The sequence below is a fragment of the Enterocloster citroniae genome, assembly GCF_040545455.1.
Taxonomy (GTDB): Bacteria; Bacillota; Clostridia; order Lachnospirales; family Lachnospiraceae; genus Enterocloster; species Enterocloster citroniae.
Map to the genome: position 1 here is coordinate 50501 of NZ_JBEPLZ010000018.1, position 18404 is coordinate 68904.

Annotated in this window: 16 protein-coding genes; 2 read left to right on the forward strand and 14 right to left on the reverse strand. The window is 48.0% G+C overall.

What is annotated here, in order from left to right:
- Positions 1-3: 3 nt before the first annotated feature.
- Both ABID13_RS19935 and ABID13_RS19940 read right to left on the reverse strand, forming a co-directional pair.
- Positions 4-765 carry a carbohydrate ABC transporter permease gene (locus ABID13_RS19935; protein ID WP_197092182.1) on the reverse strand — a complete coding sequence of 254 codons (762 nt, stop codon included), beginning with the start codon at positions 763-765 and terminating at the stop codon, positions 4-6.
- Positions 766-937: 172 nt separating this feature from the next.
- Positions 938-2365 carry an ABC transporter substrate-binding protein gene (locus ABID13_RS19940; protein WP_048930003.1) on the reverse strand — a complete coding sequence of 476 codons (1428 nt, stop codon included), beginning with the start codon at positions 2363-2365 and terminating at the stop codon, positions 938-940.
- A gap of 286 nt (positions 2366-2651) precedes the next feature.
- Between ABID13_RS19940 and ABID13_RS19945 the strand changes: the two genes are divergently transcribed.
- Together ABID13_RS19945 and ABID13_RS19950 are read left to right on the forward strand one after the other, a co-directional pair.
- A complete protein-coding gene (locus ABID13_RS19945) occupies positions 2652-4433 on the forward strand; it encodes a cache domain-containing sensor histidine kinase (RefSeq protein ID WP_494337789.1) in 1782 nt (593 codons plus the stop codon).
- A gap of 11 nt (positions 4434-4444) precedes the next feature.
- Complete coding sequence (locus ABID13_RS19950; RefSeq protein WP_156200090.1) at positions 4445-6079, forward strand: response regulator; 1635 nt, start codon at positions 4445-4447, stop codon at positions 6077-6079.
- On the opposite strand, the gene ABID13_RS19955 is transcribed toward ABID13_RS19950, so the two are convergent.
- From ABID13_RS19955 to ABID13_RS20010, 12 genes are all read right to left on the reverse strand, one after another.
- The gene (locus tag ABID13_RS19955; RefSeq protein WP_048930006.1) at positions 6080-8074 is read right to left on the reverse strand and encodes a gluzincin family metallopeptidase; all 1995 of its coding nucleotides are present in this window, start codon (positions 8072-8074) and stop codon (positions 6080-6082) included. It lies immediately after the preceding gene.
- A 143-nt stretch (positions 8075-8217) separates the two neighbouring features.
- The gene (locus tag ABID13_RS19960; RefSeq protein WP_045093580.1) at positions 8218-9771 is read right to left on the reverse strand and encodes a metallophosphoesterase; all 1554 of its coding nucleotides are present in this window, start codon (positions 9769-9771) and stop codon (positions 8218-8220) included.
- A 14-nt stretch (positions 9772-9785) separates the two neighbouring features.
- Positions 9786-10595: an HAD family hydrolase gene (locus ABID13_RS19965; RefSeq protein WP_007865975.1), complete on the reverse strand. Its 810-nt coding sequence runs from the start codon at positions 10593-10595 to the stop codon at positions 9786-9788.
- A complete protein-coding gene (locus ABID13_RS19970) occupies positions 10573-11157 on the reverse strand; it encodes a xanthine phosphoribosyltransferase (RefSeq protein WP_007865972.1) in 585 nt (194 codons plus the stop codon). Before ABID13_RS19970 ends, ABID13_RS19965 begins: the two co-directional genes overlap by 23 nt.
- 30 nt (positions 11158-11187) lie before the next feature.
- Positions 11188-12288, reverse strand: coding sequence for a trigger factor (gene tig, locus ABID13_RS19975; RefSeq protein ID WP_048930007.1), 1101 nt, complete (start codon positions 12286-12288; stop codon positions 11188-11190).
- Between the two features lie 174 nt (positions 12289-12462).
- Positions 12463-13857: an aminopeptidase gene (locus ABID13_RS19980; RefSeq protein WP_007865969.1), complete on the reverse strand. Its 1395-nt coding sequence runs from the start codon at positions 13855-13857 to the stop codon at positions 12463-12465.
- A 13-nt stretch (positions 13858-13870) separates the two neighbouring features.
- Positions 13871-14812: a leucine-rich repeat protein gene (locus ABID13_RS19985; protein ID WP_045093582.1), complete on the reverse strand. Its 942-nt coding sequence runs from the start codon at positions 14810-14812 to the stop codon at positions 13871-13873.
- A gap of 118 nt (positions 14813-14930) precedes the next feature.
- Complete coding sequence (locus ABID13_RS19990) at positions 14931-15620, reverse strand: response regulator (protein ID WP_007865934.1); 690 nt, start codon at positions 15618-15620, stop codon at positions 14931-14933.
- Positions 15613-17094, reverse strand: coding sequence for an ATP-binding protein (locus tag ABID13_RS19995; protein ID WP_007865933.1), 1482 nt, complete (start codon positions 17092-17094; stop codon positions 15613-15615). Before ABID13_RS19995 ends, ABID13_RS19990 begins: the two co-directional genes overlap by 8 nt.
- 49 nt (positions 17095-17143) lie before the next feature.
- Positions 17144-17527 carry a potassium channel family protein gene (locus ABID13_RS20000; RefSeq protein WP_007865930.1) on the reverse strand — a complete coding sequence of 128 codons (384 nt, stop codon included), beginning with the start codon at positions 17525-17527 and terminating at the stop codon, positions 17144-17146.
- Positions 17524-17961 carry a potassium channel family protein gene (locus ABID13_RS20005; protein WP_007865927.1) on the reverse strand — a complete coding sequence of 146 codons (438 nt, stop codon included), beginning with the start codon at positions 17959-17961 and terminating at the stop codon, positions 17524-17526. Before ABID13_RS20005 ends, ABID13_RS20000 begins: the two co-directional genes overlap by 4 nt.
- A gap of 232 nt (positions 17962-18193) precedes the next feature.
- The gene (locus ABID13_RS20010; protein ID WP_045093584.1) at positions 18194-18391 is read right to left on the reverse strand and encodes a hypothetical protein; all 198 of its coding nucleotides are present in this window, start codon (positions 18389-18391) and stop codon (positions 18194-18196) included.
- Between the last annotated feature and the right edge of the window lie 13 nt (positions 18392-18404).

Genomic DNA, 18404 nt, shown 5'->3' on the forward strand with positions numbered 1-18404 from the left:
CCCTCAATCTTCCATTCTAAATGTTTTAAACTGAGTTATGGAAAGCAGTAAGACAACCATAAACATAATGACCCCGATTGCTGACGCGCTCCCTAACTTATTATTTTTAAATGCCTCCTGATAGCAGAGATACATCATTGTAGTGGTAGCATAATTAGGACCTCCCCTGGTCATCAGATCAATAGCGATAAACACCTTAATAATGCTTATAATGCTTAATACCATCAAGTACACAACATTATTTTTTATCATGGGGAGAATCACATAAATAATCTTTTGGAAACGACTGGAACCATCGATTTCAGCCGCCGCAAGAATATCCCCTGAGATTCCTTGCATAGCTGCTACAAATAAGATAACCGCCTGCCCTATATTTACCAACCAAACCATAAAGATCAATACCGGCATGGCAAACTTTACATTTCCCATGAAATTGACCCGCTCCATCCCCATTTCCGCCATATAATAATTGATGATACCCATGGCGGGATTCAGAAGCCATGACCAGACAATGGAAAGTACCACTACCGATATGATCGTGGGGAGATAAAAACTCCCCCTGATCACCGACACATACCTGGGCGCTTTGTCAAAGATGGAAACTGAAATAAACAATCCGGCCACTACAGTAAAAAGCGTGCCCCAAAAGACAAAAGCCAGGGTATTTACAAGGGCTTTCCTAAAAACCTCATCCTGAAATAGTTTTACATAGTTACCCAGGCCTGCCCATTCCTTATCCAAGAATTTAATATCATACAAGCTCAAATGAATTCCTTCTAATACAGGGTATACCAAAAATATCAGAAAGAGTGTCATCTGAGGTGCAATAAAGAGATATCCCCATTTCTGTTTTTTCCACCCTTTACCTGCACGGTACAGGAATTCCATGGGCTTCACCTCCTTTGTCCATTTTTCCCACAGCTTTTTTTATAAGCTCCTAATGATTCAGCAGTTTTGACTTTTCAACATTCTTTTTTAGTATTTCATTCCCTTTCTGAGCATAAGAATCCAAAGCCTCCTGAGCTGTCTTCTGTCCTGTGAAAGCTGCCTGTAATTCCGGGAAGAACAGTGCACGCAATTCCAGATATCCCGGTGCCAACTGATTAAACGGTTTGGAATACTGGAGGGATTCTGCCAGCTGTGCCATAGTTGGATTGGTTTCCCTTAGTTTATCTGCCACCGAATTACGGAAAGGAAGCATAATCATCGATGCATCAGAATATGGAGGTGAAGAATAGAATTTTATGAAATCCTTTGCTGCTGCGATCTTTTTCTCATCTCCTGTAGCAAAGACAGCACTGCCAAACACATAGGTAAAGCAGGTAGGACCTTCCTCGTTAGGAATGTAAGCAAATTTCAAGTTAAACGGTTTCTCAATGGTTCCTTCATTTAATCCCTTCATCAGGTTATTATAATGGAGCACATTAAACACACTGACTGCCGCTTTCTTGTTTAAGAAAATCTGGACTGCATCTTCCACTGTCAGAGTCTCACAACCAGGTGCAATCAGCCCCTCCTCCTGAAGGCTAAGGAGAAAATCCAGTGCTTTCACTCCCTTTTCGTCATTCAATACGATTTCCGTGGTGTCCTCATTAAAGAATTGGGCACCAAACATGCGGAGCAACATGTTATTCCATGTATCCCCCGTGGGTCCCCCGCAATAAAATACAAAAGGATATACATCCTCCGGCAGCCCCTTTTTCAGCGCACGCAAAGCATCCCGAAATTCTTCCGGCGTCCACTGGCCTATCTCTCCTTCCGGCACATAGTCCATGGCTCCCGCCTGCTCAAAAAGATCCAGATTTAATCCCATATGTCCATCTTCTGACGTAAATGGAAACATGTAAGTGTTGCCGTTTAACGTAACATTGTCCCAGGCGGCTGCCGGAATATCTTCTCTGTCCTCAGGCGTTATAATATCATTTAGAGGAAGAAGAATCCCTGCATGTGCATAGTCAAACAGCGCAAAATGAGTATCAAACATCAGGTCCGGCATCTCATTAGACTGTACCGCTACACTCAGCTTTTCCGCCCGCTCCTGAGGCCCCACAACCACAACTTCAATATCCACATTGGGATGAATCTTCTTATATTCCTCTGCTACATATCTGTGGAAATCCCCAAAATCAGCTCCTGGTTCCGTCTGGTCATAAACACCACGGAAAGCTGCTTCAAACCAGCAGGTCAGCTTCACCGGCTCATCCGTCACAGGAGGCTCAGAGGTTTGAGATGCTGCACCGGCACTATCCGTACCTGGCGGCGGTGATGAGGACGTGGAATCCCCTTGGTTGTTCTTTCCACACCCCGATAACATGATCATTCCAAGAAGGATAGGAATGAACCTAAGAAACCATTTTTTTGCCATAATTAATTCTCCTTTCTCTTATTCCCCAATATATTATCTGTAATTATGGTAACATTTTTATAATATCCAAACAATGCAGGGGCACGCATAATTACTATATCTTTTAGTGATTATTTTCCCATCATTTACCATACTCTTTTGTGGAAATAATACAAAATAATGTTTTATTGTACATATTTATGGTAAATATAATATCTCTTTCATTTTTAGTTTCTATTTGTTATACTATATCAAACGATATCTTGGGGGTGGTGGCTTGAAATTCTTTCCTAAACAACATGTTTCATTGAGAACTCAGCTCATTGCCTACTTTTGTACGGTTGTTCTGATTGTAGGGATATTTTTTTCCTCCTACTACTATGATTCGTCCTCCCAGCTAATCATTAATAATGCCGGTGAGCAGGTGTATCTTCTGGTTTCCTCCAGGATGGATACCATTGACCGTGACCTCTATCAATTAAACAGTTTTATTGACTGGATCTGTCTTAATGAGGATATTCATGTATTGTTAAAACGACAGGGAGATTCAATACATATTTTTGACACGGTAAAAAGCAGGGTTTACAATAATATTAATGACCGCAATCTGTTCTTCAGTTTGAAAAATTGGATCAGTTCACTCTATATCATCGGAGACAACGGACTCATTATCAAATATGGTTCCAATGCATACAATGTGGATGTGCACATGTTCAACCATGATTCCTGGTATAAGCAGGCTTCCACCACAAAGGGGCAGACTGTCTATTACCATGCGATTCCTAATCACAACCGAATCCCCACCATTCTTCGGTCCTCCCCGGCCGAATATGTAATACCTGTTTACAAACAAATAAAATATGACTATAACAGTAAACCTCTTGGCAAACTGGTCATTCTCTTAGACTCAGAAATGCTGGTTGAAAATAATAATCCGCCCCATTCCAGCGTTCAAAGTTTTCTGATGGATTCCAAAGGGGAAGTCCTGGCATCCAATCGTCCAGAGCTTACCGGAACCAATTTAAGCGATCAGGAGTTTTATGGACGGATCCAAAAGGGAGGAGAACGTTTTTTCATCCACAAAGAAAAGAAAATCAAAGAACTGATCACCTATAAAAAATCCGATCACAGCGATTATACACTGGTTCATATTCAACCGGTAAGTGAGGTTACTCAGCTGAATAAAACAGCTCTGAACACAGGGTTCATAGTTTCCGGTCTGGTCTTGCTATTTGCATTTTTCCTTTCCTGGTACCTGTCACTGAATTTTACCAAGCCTATTAACCAAATCGCAAAAAAAGTAAATCAGATTGCCAAGGGAAATTTTCATCATTCTGAGGATATAGAACAATTACCGGGAAACAATGAGATCGCATCCTTAAATCGTGATCTCTACGAGATGGAGCAGGGGATCAGACAATTGATGGCAGAGGACTTAAACCGGGCAGAGGAAAAACGGCAATTGGAAATTCAGATGCTGCAGGCTCAGATAAATCCCCATTTTCTCAACAATACATTAAATTCCATCCGATTAATGGCCATTATGCAGGGAGCTCAGGGAATTGTAGATATGATTACTTCTCTGGGCATCATTATAGATTGTTCCACCCGCAGCACAACAGAAAAAATTACTATCCGTGAGGAGCTGTCTGTAATTGATGCTTATTTTGCTATTCAGAGAGTTCGCTATAAAGGAAAAGTGTCATTTCATATGTACTGTGAAAATGACACTCTTCTGGACTGCATGATCGTAAAATTTGTACTACAGCCTATTGTAGAAAATGCTATTTTTCATGGGATTGAGAGAAAGAATACAACGGGACATATCACCATAGAAATTTGCCAGAAAGAACATGATATTCTCATAAACATTAATGATGACGGAGCTGGCATGGATCACGAAACGCTTATGCATATCCTGGAAGAGATACAAGATACGGATTCCCCCCACAATACGAAAGGAATGGGATTGGGAAACGTAAATAAGCGATTAAAATATGTCTACGGTGAGAGCTATGGACTCCACATTTCCAGCAAAAAAAATCAATTCACTCAGGTAGTTATGAAGATTCCTATGGAGAGAGAGTGAGGGCTGATAAAATGAAAGTTTTAATTGTAGATGATGAGATGGTAGTACGGGTAGGGTTAAAGTCAATTATTGACTGGGAAAATAATCAAATTGATTTGATCGGAGAAGCGGCCAATGGAGTTGCAGCCCTATCTATCATGGAAAAAAATATCCCTGACGTGGTTATCACTGATATTAAAATGCCGGAAATGGATGGTTTAGAATTAATACGGGAAATCCGCAGACGTAACTATCCTACCAAGGTGGTAGTACTGAGCAGCTACAATGATTTTGACCTGGTTAAAGAAGCTATGCTTTTGGGTGCCTGTGATTATCTGCTAAAAATGAGAGTGACCGAAAATGTCCTGTTGGAAACCCTATTGCAGATCAGAGAGAAAATACATATTGTTCCAACAGAAAGCAAAGAGGCTGATTGCTTGGCTAAAAGCCTTTCTTTTCTAAGGCAAAAATTTCTGCGGGATCTGCTCTCCCTAGGCGGTGAAGCAGATGCCCTATTCCTTCAACTAAAGGACATTCTTCAAATACAGCTGGATCCTGCCTTCATCTGCTGCATATTGGTTAAATTGGCCCCCTTTTCTCCTGCCAAACCCTCTCCGCCTTCGGAGATTTTATCTTCATCAGCGGTCAGTATCACTGAAGAGATCATTGCCGACAGATTCACGGGCCATTGTTTTCTTGTGGAAAAAGACGAGTTGTGTATACTGATATCACCCTCTGCCCAAGGTGATTTTTCTCCCACCTCCATTAATCAGCAGACTGATACCCTGCTGCAAATGCTTGAAACCTATTTGAACATACATCCTGCAGCAGGCATCGGGAGCATTATAAATTCCAGTTCCAATATTCCTGCTTCATATGCGCAGGCCAGAACCGCTTTATTCCTTGGATCCATAGACTCCGAAAACATAGCATCAATCTATACTTACATGAATTTCCCCTATATCGAAGAAATCGCTTCCTTTACCAATGGGAAACTGATCGATATTCACATTCGCAGCATCCTATCTCAAACTAATGTTTGTGGCCAGCTGCCTGAAACCTTCCGCATGTTGTCCACACTGGCAGAAGATTCTGCCAGTGATGTTCAATTCAGGGACCACTCTGGTGTAAAGGAAGGAACCGCCTGTTTTATATTTACACTGCATGTTTATGCCTGTATTCTCAAATACTTCAAAGGATATGGCATCGACATTCACACCGTACTTCCCCACAGCATCCGTACCCTGGAGCAGGTTTCCGATCTGTCCACTGATTCTGCCGCGGTTCAATGGCTGGATGGAATCATAGATGACTTATCCTGTTACTTAGACATAAGCCGTCAGGGAAATTGTCCTCTCTCCGTACGCATTGGAAAACAGTATATTGAAAAAAACTATTTTCAGAATATTAATGTAAAGGCACTTGCAGACTATGTCCATCTGAGTCCAGCCTATTTTGGTGTTCTATTCACCCAGTATACGGGAATGAGTATTGGGGCTTACCTTACCAAGGTCAGGATAAGGAACGCTCAATCCCTTCTCCGGGAAAATAACCTGAAAATCTATGAGGTGGCCCAGATGGTTGGATATACCAACAGCTACTATTTTAACCGCATCTTTAAAAAAACAACTGGTCAGACTCCTTTGGAATATCGGAATCTGAAGTAATTAATCCTTTTCCTTCCTCCCCTTCACCAAAACCCACAAGACAACAACTCCAACGCACAGGATCATAACCTGAAGCACGATCACGGCCCCCACTCCCAGGAGCAGGATCATTACCGCTGAGAGCATCCGCTGTCCCTGGAGGGCGGTGTTGGTATCATAGCCATCGCTTTCCTGGGGCAGTTCTTCCCCCGGCTGGACCTCTGACCCATCGGCCAGGCCCTGTATGCTTCGGATATCCCGGGCCAGGTCTTCCATCTGCGGTTGGTCGAATACATCCCTCATTCCCCACTTGCTGATGGTTCCTTTATAGGGTGCATCCATACCTTCATGAAGAATTCCCATGTATGTGTCCACTGCCAGATCCCAGTCATCACCGGACAGTACCCACAGGTCAAGAGCGGAAAGGGCCGAGGTTCCATAACCGATATAGTACATGGGGCTGTGGAACAGATGGGGGATGTCCACCCATTCATAGCATTCATCCCCATATACCCGGTAGTACCATCCGTCATAGGAATCCTGGATCTCCTTAAACTTGCGGTTCATCTCCTCCAGGGTCATATCCGGATTCCTGTATACGGCCTCCTCAAATTCCTGGAACATGCAGGCTGTGATGGTTACATAGAGCATATCCGTAAGTGTCTCGAATACATAGGCCTCAGCCCCTTCCCCCAGCATGCTCTCCGCCTGTCTTGTAACAAGAAGTTCCAGCCCCTGGGACTGTATCTCGCACACATCCACGTTAAACCCCTGATATAATTCAGGCCCCGCGTTGTAATAGTAGCTGCTGAAATGGCCGAATTCATGGATCAGGGACTGGTAATCCCTGAAGGTATTGCTGCGGTTGATAAAGATAAATGCATCTTTATAACTGGGAAGAGCCACGGTATAACTGCTGTCCGCGCGGTCCTCCCCCTCTGCCCCGGCCTGGATATCATACAGATGGTTATCCCGCATATACTGGAATATTTCCCCCAGTTCCGGCTGGGTCCTCACCAAGGCAGGCCCCACCGCATTAAACATGTCCTCTGCGGAACTGCTCTCCAGCTCATCCAGGCTGTCATAGGAAGCATAATCCACGTCCAGATACCACATATCATCATTGAGCGGAACAATGGTGTCCTTCACATTCCCGCACAGCTTTTTTGCGTCCTCCATGGTATAATCACGCCCATATACCGCATTGTATGCGTATTCCGCATAGTTGTCGTATCCTGATACCCCGGCTATCTGGTCACGGACCTGAACCAGCTCCATAAACTTATTTCCCAGGATCCTGTTCTTTTCCCGGCTCAGCTCTTTCAGTATGTCGCGGTATGTGTCGGTGCTTAGATCTTCCTCTGTCTCCAGGCGCTGGTAATTCCACTGCTGTCCATTATACTCCACTGTTATGTCATCCGCCGCCAGCTGGTCATACTGGCGAAGCAGCTCCTGCTCCTTTTTATCCAGTTCCTGTCTCTCCTGTGAGTCCTCCTGGTAATACTCCACCATGGACACATATTCCCCGCCGATCCTGTCTTCCAGAGCATTGGCATAGGAAGTGGCAAGCCCTCTGCTGATACAGGATGCGGCCTTGTCCCCCAGCTCTGCATACAGATCCGTGGTATATGCCTGCTCCTGGGCAGCTGCCTCATTGGACACGTCTTTGTCATATTCAATCTGGGCCATATATGTCATGGTGGCCAGGCGGTCAAACTCACTGATGATCAGGTCGTACAGGCGGAGCACTTCCTCCTCCTGTCCCTCGGTCTGGCAGGCCTTTTCAAAATCCTCCATGGCCTGGTCAATGACCTGGGTGGAATAATGCTCATAGGGCCTTTGGGAATAGTCCGCTGCATCGGGCAGCTGCTTTTTTATTCCCGGGCGGCCGGCTCCTGAAGGAACCGCTGCCTGTGCGGCTGCCGCACCGTAGGACGGCACGGATACTGCTATCATAAACGCCAGGGCAAGGGCTGCACCGCGCTTTAAGACATTTTTCCAGTCAAACTTTCTCATGGCCGGTTCCTCCTTTAGTGTATGTGTACTCTCAGAATCTTCTTGAGCTAACAATTTCTTACATTTATTCTAACACACAACAAAAACAGCCACAAGGCTCAGGAGGGGCGGAATTGCCATGTATTTTCACCGTATATTTTATCCTAATCCAGAAACCATCCCTGTTCCTCCGGGAGAAGGAAATAATTATTATCCCTGTCCGAATCCGCGATCATGGCGTTCAATTCCCTGAGAAGGTAGCTGTCCGGCATATTGCGCTCCCACCACCGGTATCCTCTGGTTCCCTTAATCCCTTTTGCGTCAATTTTGCGCCCGGCATAATAGTCAATGTACACGCCTGCATAGGTGGCTGCCATGGAGCGCTCCACATCATTCCCCAGGTTTTTTACCACTCCCCGTATCTGATCGCTGATCAGCTTTTGTATGTAGCGGAAGGACCAGTCCTCAAAATCCAGAAGATCCGGGTTATCAATCCCCGTTCTCCTGGCCCAGGCAGACACATCCACAGACCTGGTCTCATAGGATATGCTTCCGTCCTCCTCCCATATGATGTGCCCATATTGGCAGGGAGGGATACTCAGCGCGTCTGTGATGATCTCCTGTATGCCGTAAGCTGCTTCCGGGACTCCCGGTTCCGCCTTGTATTTGCGCACCCGCTGTACATGCAGGTGGCCGCTGAAAAACAAGGGCAGCCTGTATTTCTGCAGAAGTTGGATCACATCCTGATTGTTATCCATGGCGCACTGGGTTGTGTACATCCGGCTCTGGGCCAGAAGATTGTGATGGGCAATGGGAACCACAAATATTCCTTCCTCACCGGCTTTGGCAAGCTGCTCATCCATCCAGGCCATGGTCGTATCCTTGATCCTGCCCTCCACCTTGTTATCCGGCTCATACTGGCAGGAATCCAGCATCAACAGCCAGTTTCTCTCATCCAGGGCATAGACATAGCTCAGGGAATCACTGTCACGGCTTAATGCCTGGTCATAGCCGTACTCGTGGTAAATATCATAAAACTCAGGTCCGTCAATGGATGGGGCTGCTGCTTTTTCCGCCCCGTAATATACCGCCGCATTCCCGTTATTGATATCATGGTTGCCGGGAATCACCAGCACCTGTACGCCCGCGTCCTGTACCCGCTTTAACCGATCAGCCAATTCCTGATGGTTGACCTTTTCCCCGTTCATGGTGATGTCACCGCTGAGCACCAGCGCGGCAGGCTTTTCTTCTATCACCTCGTCCAGAAATGCCTCCAAAAGCTGGGGCAGATACCGGATAACCTTTCCGTCACTGCGCTCCACAAAAAGCTGGAACGCCTCCCCTCCGTCATCTGTCAGGGCACTCTGATAGTGGAGATCCGTTGCAAGGATCACATCCGGCGGAACGTAGGGCACCTCGGTTTCCTGGGGCGGGGTCCAAACAGAAGGGAACTCCTTCTTCCATCCCGTGTATCCCCCCTCCCGCTCCACTGTCTCCTCTTTTTCAGCCTCAGAGTCCGTGGCAGCCGGTACAGGCTCGCCCGTATCTTCCCGGGTACCACGGGGGCTGTCTGAAGGCTCCTCTATGGGCTCGGTCCCCGCCACCTGTACAGGTCCCGGTGGTTCCATTACCTTTTTCATAAAATGCAAAACCCCGAAGCATGCCATGAATACCATAGCATACATCAGGGCGCTTATCATCCAAGTCTTTCTCTTCATCCGGTCAGCTCTTTCTATATAATGCCTAACTCTTTCATTGCATAAGCGATACCATCTTCCTCCACATCCTTTGTCTCGAATGTGGCATAGGGGACCAGTACCTCACTGTGCTGTCCCATAAGCACACAGTTGGTTGCGTATTGGAACATGGACAGATCATTGCTGCTATCCCCAAACACATAGGCATCATCCTTGGAAATACCGTAGTGTTTCAGTACCTGATCCATGGCAGTGGCCTTAGAATGGCCTCTGGGGACACACTCATAATATCCATCCCCCCTGTCAATGACCTCTATATCCTTAAGACGTCCAAATAATTCCATACACCGGCTGTTCCCGTCAGACGCAAGGTAAAATTTGGAGAAATCATAGCAGTCATCTTCCCAGTCATACCTGCCGGCGCATCCCGCTTCCCTGAGTGCTGCTTTTAGTTCCTCCACCCGCGGCATCCTTGAGATGGTTCTGTGGAAATAACAGCCGTCCACACCTTCCAAGGCTCCGTCCAGACCGCACTCGTCAATGTCCTTTTTAATGCGGATGCCGCGCTCCCTGGGAATATGGTAATAGTAAAGCACCCTTCCCTCTGCAAGGACATACGTGCCGCACCCGCACAGACAGCCGTCAACCTCGATCTCTGAACGTATCTGCCATGTATGGGGGTAGACCCTGCCTGTATTGATAAAAACCAGATGCCCTTTTGACCTGGCTTCTTTGACCGCCTGTTTTGCACTTTCCGGCACCTCCCCTGTCTTTTCAGACAGGAGGGTTCCGTCAATATCGAAAAATAATGCTTTTGTCTTATTACTCATCATCTCTGAACACAATCGTCTGTGTCTCCTCATCCATGCTCTCTACAATTGCCAGGGACTCCAGCCTGATCCCCTCGGAACGCAGCAGATCGCCGCCTACCTGGAAACCTTTTTCAATTACAATGCCAGCTCCTACCAACTCCGCGCCCGAATCCCTTACAAGGGCTGCCAGACCTTCCAGTGCCTTTCCATTGGCCAGGAAATCATCAATCAGCAGTACCTTATCCCCAGGACCCAGGAATTCCCTGGATACGATGATATCATACACGCGCCCGTGGGTAAAGGATTCCACCTTGGTGGTATACACTTCCCCGGCAATGTTCTTGGTCTGCGTCTTCTTGGCAAATACAACCGGCACATCAAAATACTGGGCCACAATACATGCAATGCCGATGCCGGACGCCTCAATGGTCAAAATCTTTGTCACCGGCACATCGGCAAATCTGCGCTTAAACTCCCTGCCAATCTCTCCAAACAGCTTAATGTCCATCTGGTGGTTTAAGAAGCTGTCTACTTTCAGTACGTTTCCGGCCTTGATCTTGCCGTCCTTTCGTATCCTGTCCTTTAAAATCTGCATGTATGTCCCCTCCTCACAATTCGCTCCCGTTTATTTTGCTGCCGTAGTCTCTTCTGCTGCTGTTGCCCCGGCTGCTGTCTCTGCCGCGGATGTCTCCGTCTCTGTGGTTTCAGCCACGTTGGAAGCATTGTCAGCCATAAACTTCATCACCTTATAATTCAGCGCCATCTCGTCAAAGGTCTCCTGGCCGTAATATGCAACAGCATCCTCCACATCCTGTCCGTTGCTCTCTGCAAATGCCTGGCGGTCTGCATCCTCCAGCACAATGCCCTCGCGCTCAGCAACCGTATTGATGACCAGCTGGTTCCGCACATCATCCTTCACAGAAGCATAGATCGCTTCCTGGAGTCCTGGTACATCCATACCATTGGCCTGGGCCATGTGGGACAGGCTGCTTCCATACATCTTTGCCTGTTCTTCGTACTGTTTGATCCTTGTGTTATAGCGCCTGGACAGGGCAGTCTTATTCAGCTTGAACGTGGAACTCTCCACTACCTGCTGCAGCACGGACTGCTGAACCTGAAGGTCTGCGGACTGCTGCTTCTGCTTTAAGAGGTCCGCCTTAATGCTCTCCTTATACTCGTCCACTGTCTTGTAATCGGAAACCCTCTGTACAAATGCGTCATCCAGCACAGCGTCCTTTTTCTCCTTCACTGCGTTGACAGTGACCTCAAATACCACCGGCTTGCCGGCCAGGGTTTCCTCTGAATAAGTTTCCGGGAACGTCAGGTTCAACTCCTTCTTATCCCCTTTCTTTGCTCCGATCAATCCATCCTCAAACCCTTCGATGAATCTTCCGGAACCAAGTGTCAGGTCATATCCGGTATCTGTACCCCCGGCAAATTCCACGCCATCCTGCTTGCCCACATAATCGATATTGACCACATCGCCTTCCTGGGCCGGGCGGTCCAATTCCTCCTCGGACGGATTCTGGCTCAGAACCTGATTGATCCTGGATTCCACCTCCGCGTCTGTTACGATCACAGAAGGCATGTTCACCTTAACGCCTTTGTATTCTCCCAGCTCCACAGATCCCAGATTTTCATTTCCGCTGCCTGTGCTGTTAGAACAGCCTGTCAGAAGTGACAAGGCCGTCATTGTACATAAACATATCAATGCTATTTTTTTCATCTTACATTTCCCTTTTCTTTTACTCGTTTTACGCATCCTTGTGAAAACCCTTATATTCCCAGTATTCATACCATAAAAAACATGTGCTTTTCCGGGCGTGCGCTGTACATAGTTATACCATACCTGTGTGGGAAAAAAAAGTGTTTCCATCAATTTCATGAAAATTTAAGGTTGTTATTTGTAGAATGCCCTGAATGCCTTGTAGGTGTTGTAAACATCCAATTTGGACGCAAGCTCAAAGGGCGAGTGCATGGACAAAATGGGAACCCCAAGGTCCACGGTATCCACATTCATATGGGCTACGAACTTGGCGATGGTCCCGCCTCCTCCCGCATCTACCGCGCCCAGTTCCCCGGCCTGCCAGTACACCCCTTCCTGCTCCATCATGGATATGACCTTTGCCATGACTTCAGCGCTGGCGTCATTGGAGCCTGACTTCCCCCTGGCGCCTGTGTATTTGGTCAGGACGCAGCCCTTATTCACATAGCTGGAGTTCCGGCTCTCGTAAACATCAGGGAATGTGGGGTCATAGGCAGCGTTTACATCCGAGGAAAGGCACAGGGAATTACGCAGGATATCCCTCACCTTTACTCCGGCCTGGTCGGCAAGGTCTTCTATGTAATGAAGCACATAGTCGGAATTCAGTCCGGTATTGCCGTCCGAACCTGTCTCCTCCTTGTCTGTCAGTATGGTTATGGTGGTATGGGCCGGCTTTTTGGCATCGATCTCCGCGGTCAGTGCAGTATATGCGCATACGCGGTCGTCCTGTCCGTAAGCTCCGATCATGCTGGCGTCCAGTCCCACATCCCTGGCCTTTACCGCCGGAACCAGTTCCAGTTCGGCCCGGAAAAAGTCCTTTTCCGTTATGCCGTAACGCTCGTTCAGCAGGGACAGGGCCAGAAGCTTAAATGGCTCCTTGATCTCCTCGTCCTGAAACGGCAGGGAGCCCACCACAATGTTTAACTCCTCCCCTTTAAGCCCGTCCTTTAAGGGCCTTTCATTCTGCTTTGCGGAAAGGTGGGGCAACAGGTCGGTGACACAGAACACGGGATCCGATTCCTTCTCTCCAATACATACCTCTACGGTTTCACCGTTCTTCTTTACCACAACGCCGTGGATGGCAAGAGGGATGGTCCCCCACTGGTATTTGCGGATCCCGCCGTAATAGTGGGTTTTAAAATATGCAATCTCTTCCTTTTCATACAAGGGATTGGGTTTTAGATCCAGGCGCGGGGAATCTATATGGGCCCCGTTGATCCTGACCCCTTCTGTAAGAGGCTTCCTGCCAAAGGTGGTGGCGATCAGCGCCTTGCCCCGATTGACATAATACACCTTATCTCCCGGCTCGTAGGACGCCTTTCTGTCAAAAGGTTTATAGCCTGCCTTTTTAAGCATTTTGATCCCTGCTTTCACACATTCACGCTCTGTTTTACCACCGTCCAGGAATGCCTTATAACCCTCGCAATATCCAAAGGCCTTTTCCACCTGCTCCGGCGCGTCCTTTGCAATGTGTGGAAATGACCACGTGAGTTCTTCCCTAAGTTCCTGTGCTTTTGTTTTTTTAGCCATGTTTTTCCTCCTTTTATAATTCAAACGTCCTGGCCTTTGACGGCACATGACCGAATCTTTTGTGTTTTACATCCATGAGCAGGGCCGCGTCACCTGCATCGCCGGAGCGGGCCGCTGCTTTTAGCATTGCCCTAAGAGCCGCCTCATTCATGTACGGTTCCCGGGCCAGCCATCCCAGGATGTCCCGCTCACCCCGTTCAAAGAGACCGGCCGCTGCTTCCTCTGCATGGGCTGCCACATACTCCCGGTATCCCCGGGCCGCCTCCTCCTTAAGCCCCCAGGGCCGGTACAGACGGTACAGGGCCAGGCGCGTCACAAGTCCGGGAAGTTCCTGGACCACCACATGGGGAAACAGTTTGTCATACTCCCCTACCTGAAACCGGGTCTCCTCAAAGCAGTACCGGTACAGGTGGCCGCAGCCGTGCATCTGCCTCATAATGATCCGGGCAGGGGTATTTTCCACGGATTCCTCAAAATATTCAGGAAACACCAGCCTGCAGAGCAGATTCCCCGCTCCGTCCCTGTAATCCACATCCAGTGTCTGGCGCAGCTCTGACAGGATCTCCCTGAGACAGGATTTGCAGTTTTCCGCCACCTGGATACTGAGACTTGTGATCCCGCTGCATCCTGTGAATACACCTGCCCCCCAATCCGCTATGGTGCTGTGGCAGGAAAGCTTTCTTAAGCCGGAACAGTTGTAAAAGGCATATGCCCCTATCCTCTTTACGTGCACGGGCAGCGTCAGTTCCTTCACCTGGCTGCCGCAGATTTCCGGCTCGCCCTCATACACAGAAGGAGGCACCTGGCGCCCCCTGACTGTCTCAGAAAAAAGATAGGATGCCAGCCCTGTCACCGGCTTTCCCTCTATCGTGTCAGGAATCTGTACAATTCCATCCAAACCATAACAACGCTGGACAGATATTCCGTCCAGCGTTTCTTCATATAATAACTTCATGGTAACAGTTTAATCACTTTACTGTATTTTTTCAAGAGAATTTTTATGGAAATGGAAAACCGGCCCGCAAAACATTCCTAAAAAAGGGCATGGATACCAAATCCACGCCCTTGGGGTTTTATTCATCCACAAACCGGTAGCCCACGCCCACCTCGGTGAGGATAAAGCGGGGATTGGCCGTATTGTCCTCAATTTTCCGCCTGATATTGGCCATGAATACACGCAGGGACTGGTAATCGTCCGTTGTGTCATAGCCCCACACCTCCTGTTGGATATAGTGGTGGGTCAGCACCTTGCCGCTGTTGTTCACCAAAAGCACCATCATCTTGTACTCCAGGGGGGTAAGGTGGATCTCCTGGTCATGGACATACACCTTCCTCTTCTCAAGATCCATCCTGAAATAGTCCAGCACAAACTCCTGGTCCTGTCTGCTTACAAAGGAATTCTTATGCCTCAGCCCCACCCTTATCCTGGCCAGCAGCTCCTCTGCACTGAAGGGCTTTGTCACATAATCATCAGCCCCCTGGTCCAGGGCGCTGATCTTTTCCCGCTCCTGTCCCCTGGCGGACACAACAATGATCGGTGTGTTGGATTGCTGCCTGATCTGTTTTAACACCTCCATGCCATCGATGTCCGGCAGTCCCAGGTCCAGCAGGATAAGGTCCGGATGGTTGGCATAAAAAAGAGAAATACCGGACAGGCCGTTATCTGCCAGAATATAGGAGTATCCTCTGGTCCTCAGGGATATCTTCATAAAATTCTGGATGGTCTTGTCATCCTCAATAACCAGTATCGTGGTATCATTCATCCTTCTTATCCTCCAATGGCATTCTGATTTCAAAAACCGCGCCGCCCTGGCTGCTGTTATACGCCTGGATGGTGCCTCCCTGGGCTTCCACAATGGCCTTGCAGATGGTAAGTCCCAGTCCCACCCCTCTCTGGCGGTCGCCCTTTTCATAGGCGGTGGTAAAAAAATTATCAAATATCTGGTTTATCTTGTCCTGGGGCAGTCCCTTGCCGTCATCCGCCACCACAAACTTCAGGTTTCCGTCCTCCACGCCCACGCTGAGTGTGACAACCGTGCCGTCCCCTGAATGGCGGAAGGCATTGTCCAGCAAGTTCACCAGGACCTGTATAAACAGCCTGCCATCCACGGAAAAAAGCAGGATATCGTCCGGTGTCCTGGTCCTTAAGGTATGGTTTCCGATCCGCTTTGAGACCAAACGGACTGCGGATGACACAATATCATCCACCACCTCTTTTTTCTTATTGATATCCAGACGTCCCTCCTGGATCCTTGTCATGTTAAGCAGGTTCTCCACCATGGAACTGAGCCACTCCGAATCCGTGCAGATATCCTTTAACATACTCCTGATGGTGGACGTGTCCATGATCTCCAGATTCTCATACAGGAACCCGGAGCTTCCGCTGATCCCGGTCAACGGCGTCCTCAGATCATGGGAAACGCTTCTGAGCAGGGTACTCTTAAGCCGCTCCCGCTCCATTTGTATCCTGGACTCCTCCTTTTCCCTGCTTAAAAGCTCCCTCTCTATCACAAGGGTGATCTGGGAAATCACCGTGTCCACGTATATTTTTTCTTCTTCATTTAAGGTCCAGCCCGCGCAGTCGAAAATGATGACCCCGTATGTCTTTTCCCGGTTTCTGATGGGTATATAAAGTCCGTTGTCATCCGGGAACTGGCACTCCCCGTGGCCGCAGGGGATGGACTGCCTGTAGCACCACTCCGCCATGGAATTGGAAAATTCCTTGCTTTCATCCTCCTTGAGAAGGACCGTCACGCGTTTGCCGATCAGGTTGGCAAGACTGGCCTCGCTGTAGTCCTTGATCTGCTGATATCCGGACAGGTTTAAAAAACCGCTTCCGATCTCATTTAACTTGGCTGTTATCTCTGTCTTCTTGTTGGCGATCTGCATCTGCTTTTGAAGCTTTACCACCAGGGTGGCCACAATTGCGGCCACTGCCACAAATATGACGGATGATATCACATAGTTCAGGTCATCCATGTGGAAAGTCAGCTTTGGTTCCGTAAACAGATAGTTAAAGGTAAAGGTAAAAACCACAGCCGCGCACAGGGACCATGCCAGGCTTCCTGTTGCCAAAATGCTGATCAGCACCCCTACCAGGTAGATCAGCAAAAGGTTCTCCGCCCTGATCCCGCAGCTGTCCAGCACGATCGTCAATATGGTTGAAAATACCCAGATAAGGGTAATCTTCACACACGCCTTTACAAAATCAAGTATTTTTTCCCAGTGGTCAAACATAGTCCTATCCTTTTCTGTCTTTATGCTGCCGTCAGCGGCCAAATACGCCCTACAGCATTCCGGCTATGATCACGGGTATGTTCACTGCCTGATCAACTCCCAATTTTTCAAATAGTTCCACGTTTCTTGGGTTTCTCACAAGGCATAGGGTCTTACGGATGCCGAATATCTTCTTGCCCATCTGGCATATCTCAAAATTATCCGTATCTTCCGGTCCCAAAGCCACGATCACGTCAAAATTTCTTATTCCGGCTTCCTCCAGCACACATTCCTGACAGGGATCGCCCAATATGGCATCTACATCATAGGCGCCGCATACCCGCTCGCAGAATTCCTTATCCCGGTCAATCACCGTCACCCGGTTCTTGCCAGCTGCCAGGATCCCCAGAAAAAACTCCGTATATTCATTTCCTCCGGTCACTGCAATCCTCATACAGCCACCTCCCGGCTCACAGAATCAGCTAGATCCTTGTAGTCATCTGCCGACAGGTTATAAAGGCTGATGGGCTGAATGGGCATGTCAGTGATCAGACGGCATCTGCTGGTATCATCCAGCCTCGCATACACACGCCCCACCTGGAAAATGCTGCTGGCTATCTGAGAAATGAGGAGATTGGAATTATCATCCTGGGTTGCCGCTATAATCATCCCGGCCCGCTCGATCCCCGCCTCTTTTAACACCCTTGGATCGGTGGGATCCCCCTCCAGCTCAGACCCGCCAAACTCCTCAGGCAGATACCGAAAGCTCTCCCTGTCCTTGTCAAGCACCACCACCTTGTGACCTCTATGATATAAGGTATTGGCCAGGGCCGCGCCAAAGGGGCTGCAGCCTACTATAATAACGCCCTTTGATTGATGGAATAACATAATATTTCCCCCTTTCTATGATAGGTTCCCACTTTTATTGTAAAAGAAAACCATATAAAGAAACTAGGGAGAATGTACAAACAGGATATAAAGATTCTATAAAGATATCTTTATACCCCTGTTCCATACATACAATATATCTGTAAATCCTTGTCCTGTCAAATATAATTATCCCAGTTCTTTTTCAGTCCCCGTTCCAGTCTCCATTTCGTTCCCGTTTCAGTTCCTGCCATCACATGACCCCAAACAGTTTATAAAACAGCCAGATGACTGAACCTCCCGCCATGGCGATGGATCCCACCACGCAGATCATGGATATTGCCGCAGCCAGCTGAATGCACACACTGGAAAACAGCGGAAAACGCTGACAGAAACAATCTATTTTATGTTCCAAAGGACCCTTGAGTTTTAAGAGCAGTTTAGCAGCCATTTCAGATTCCTCC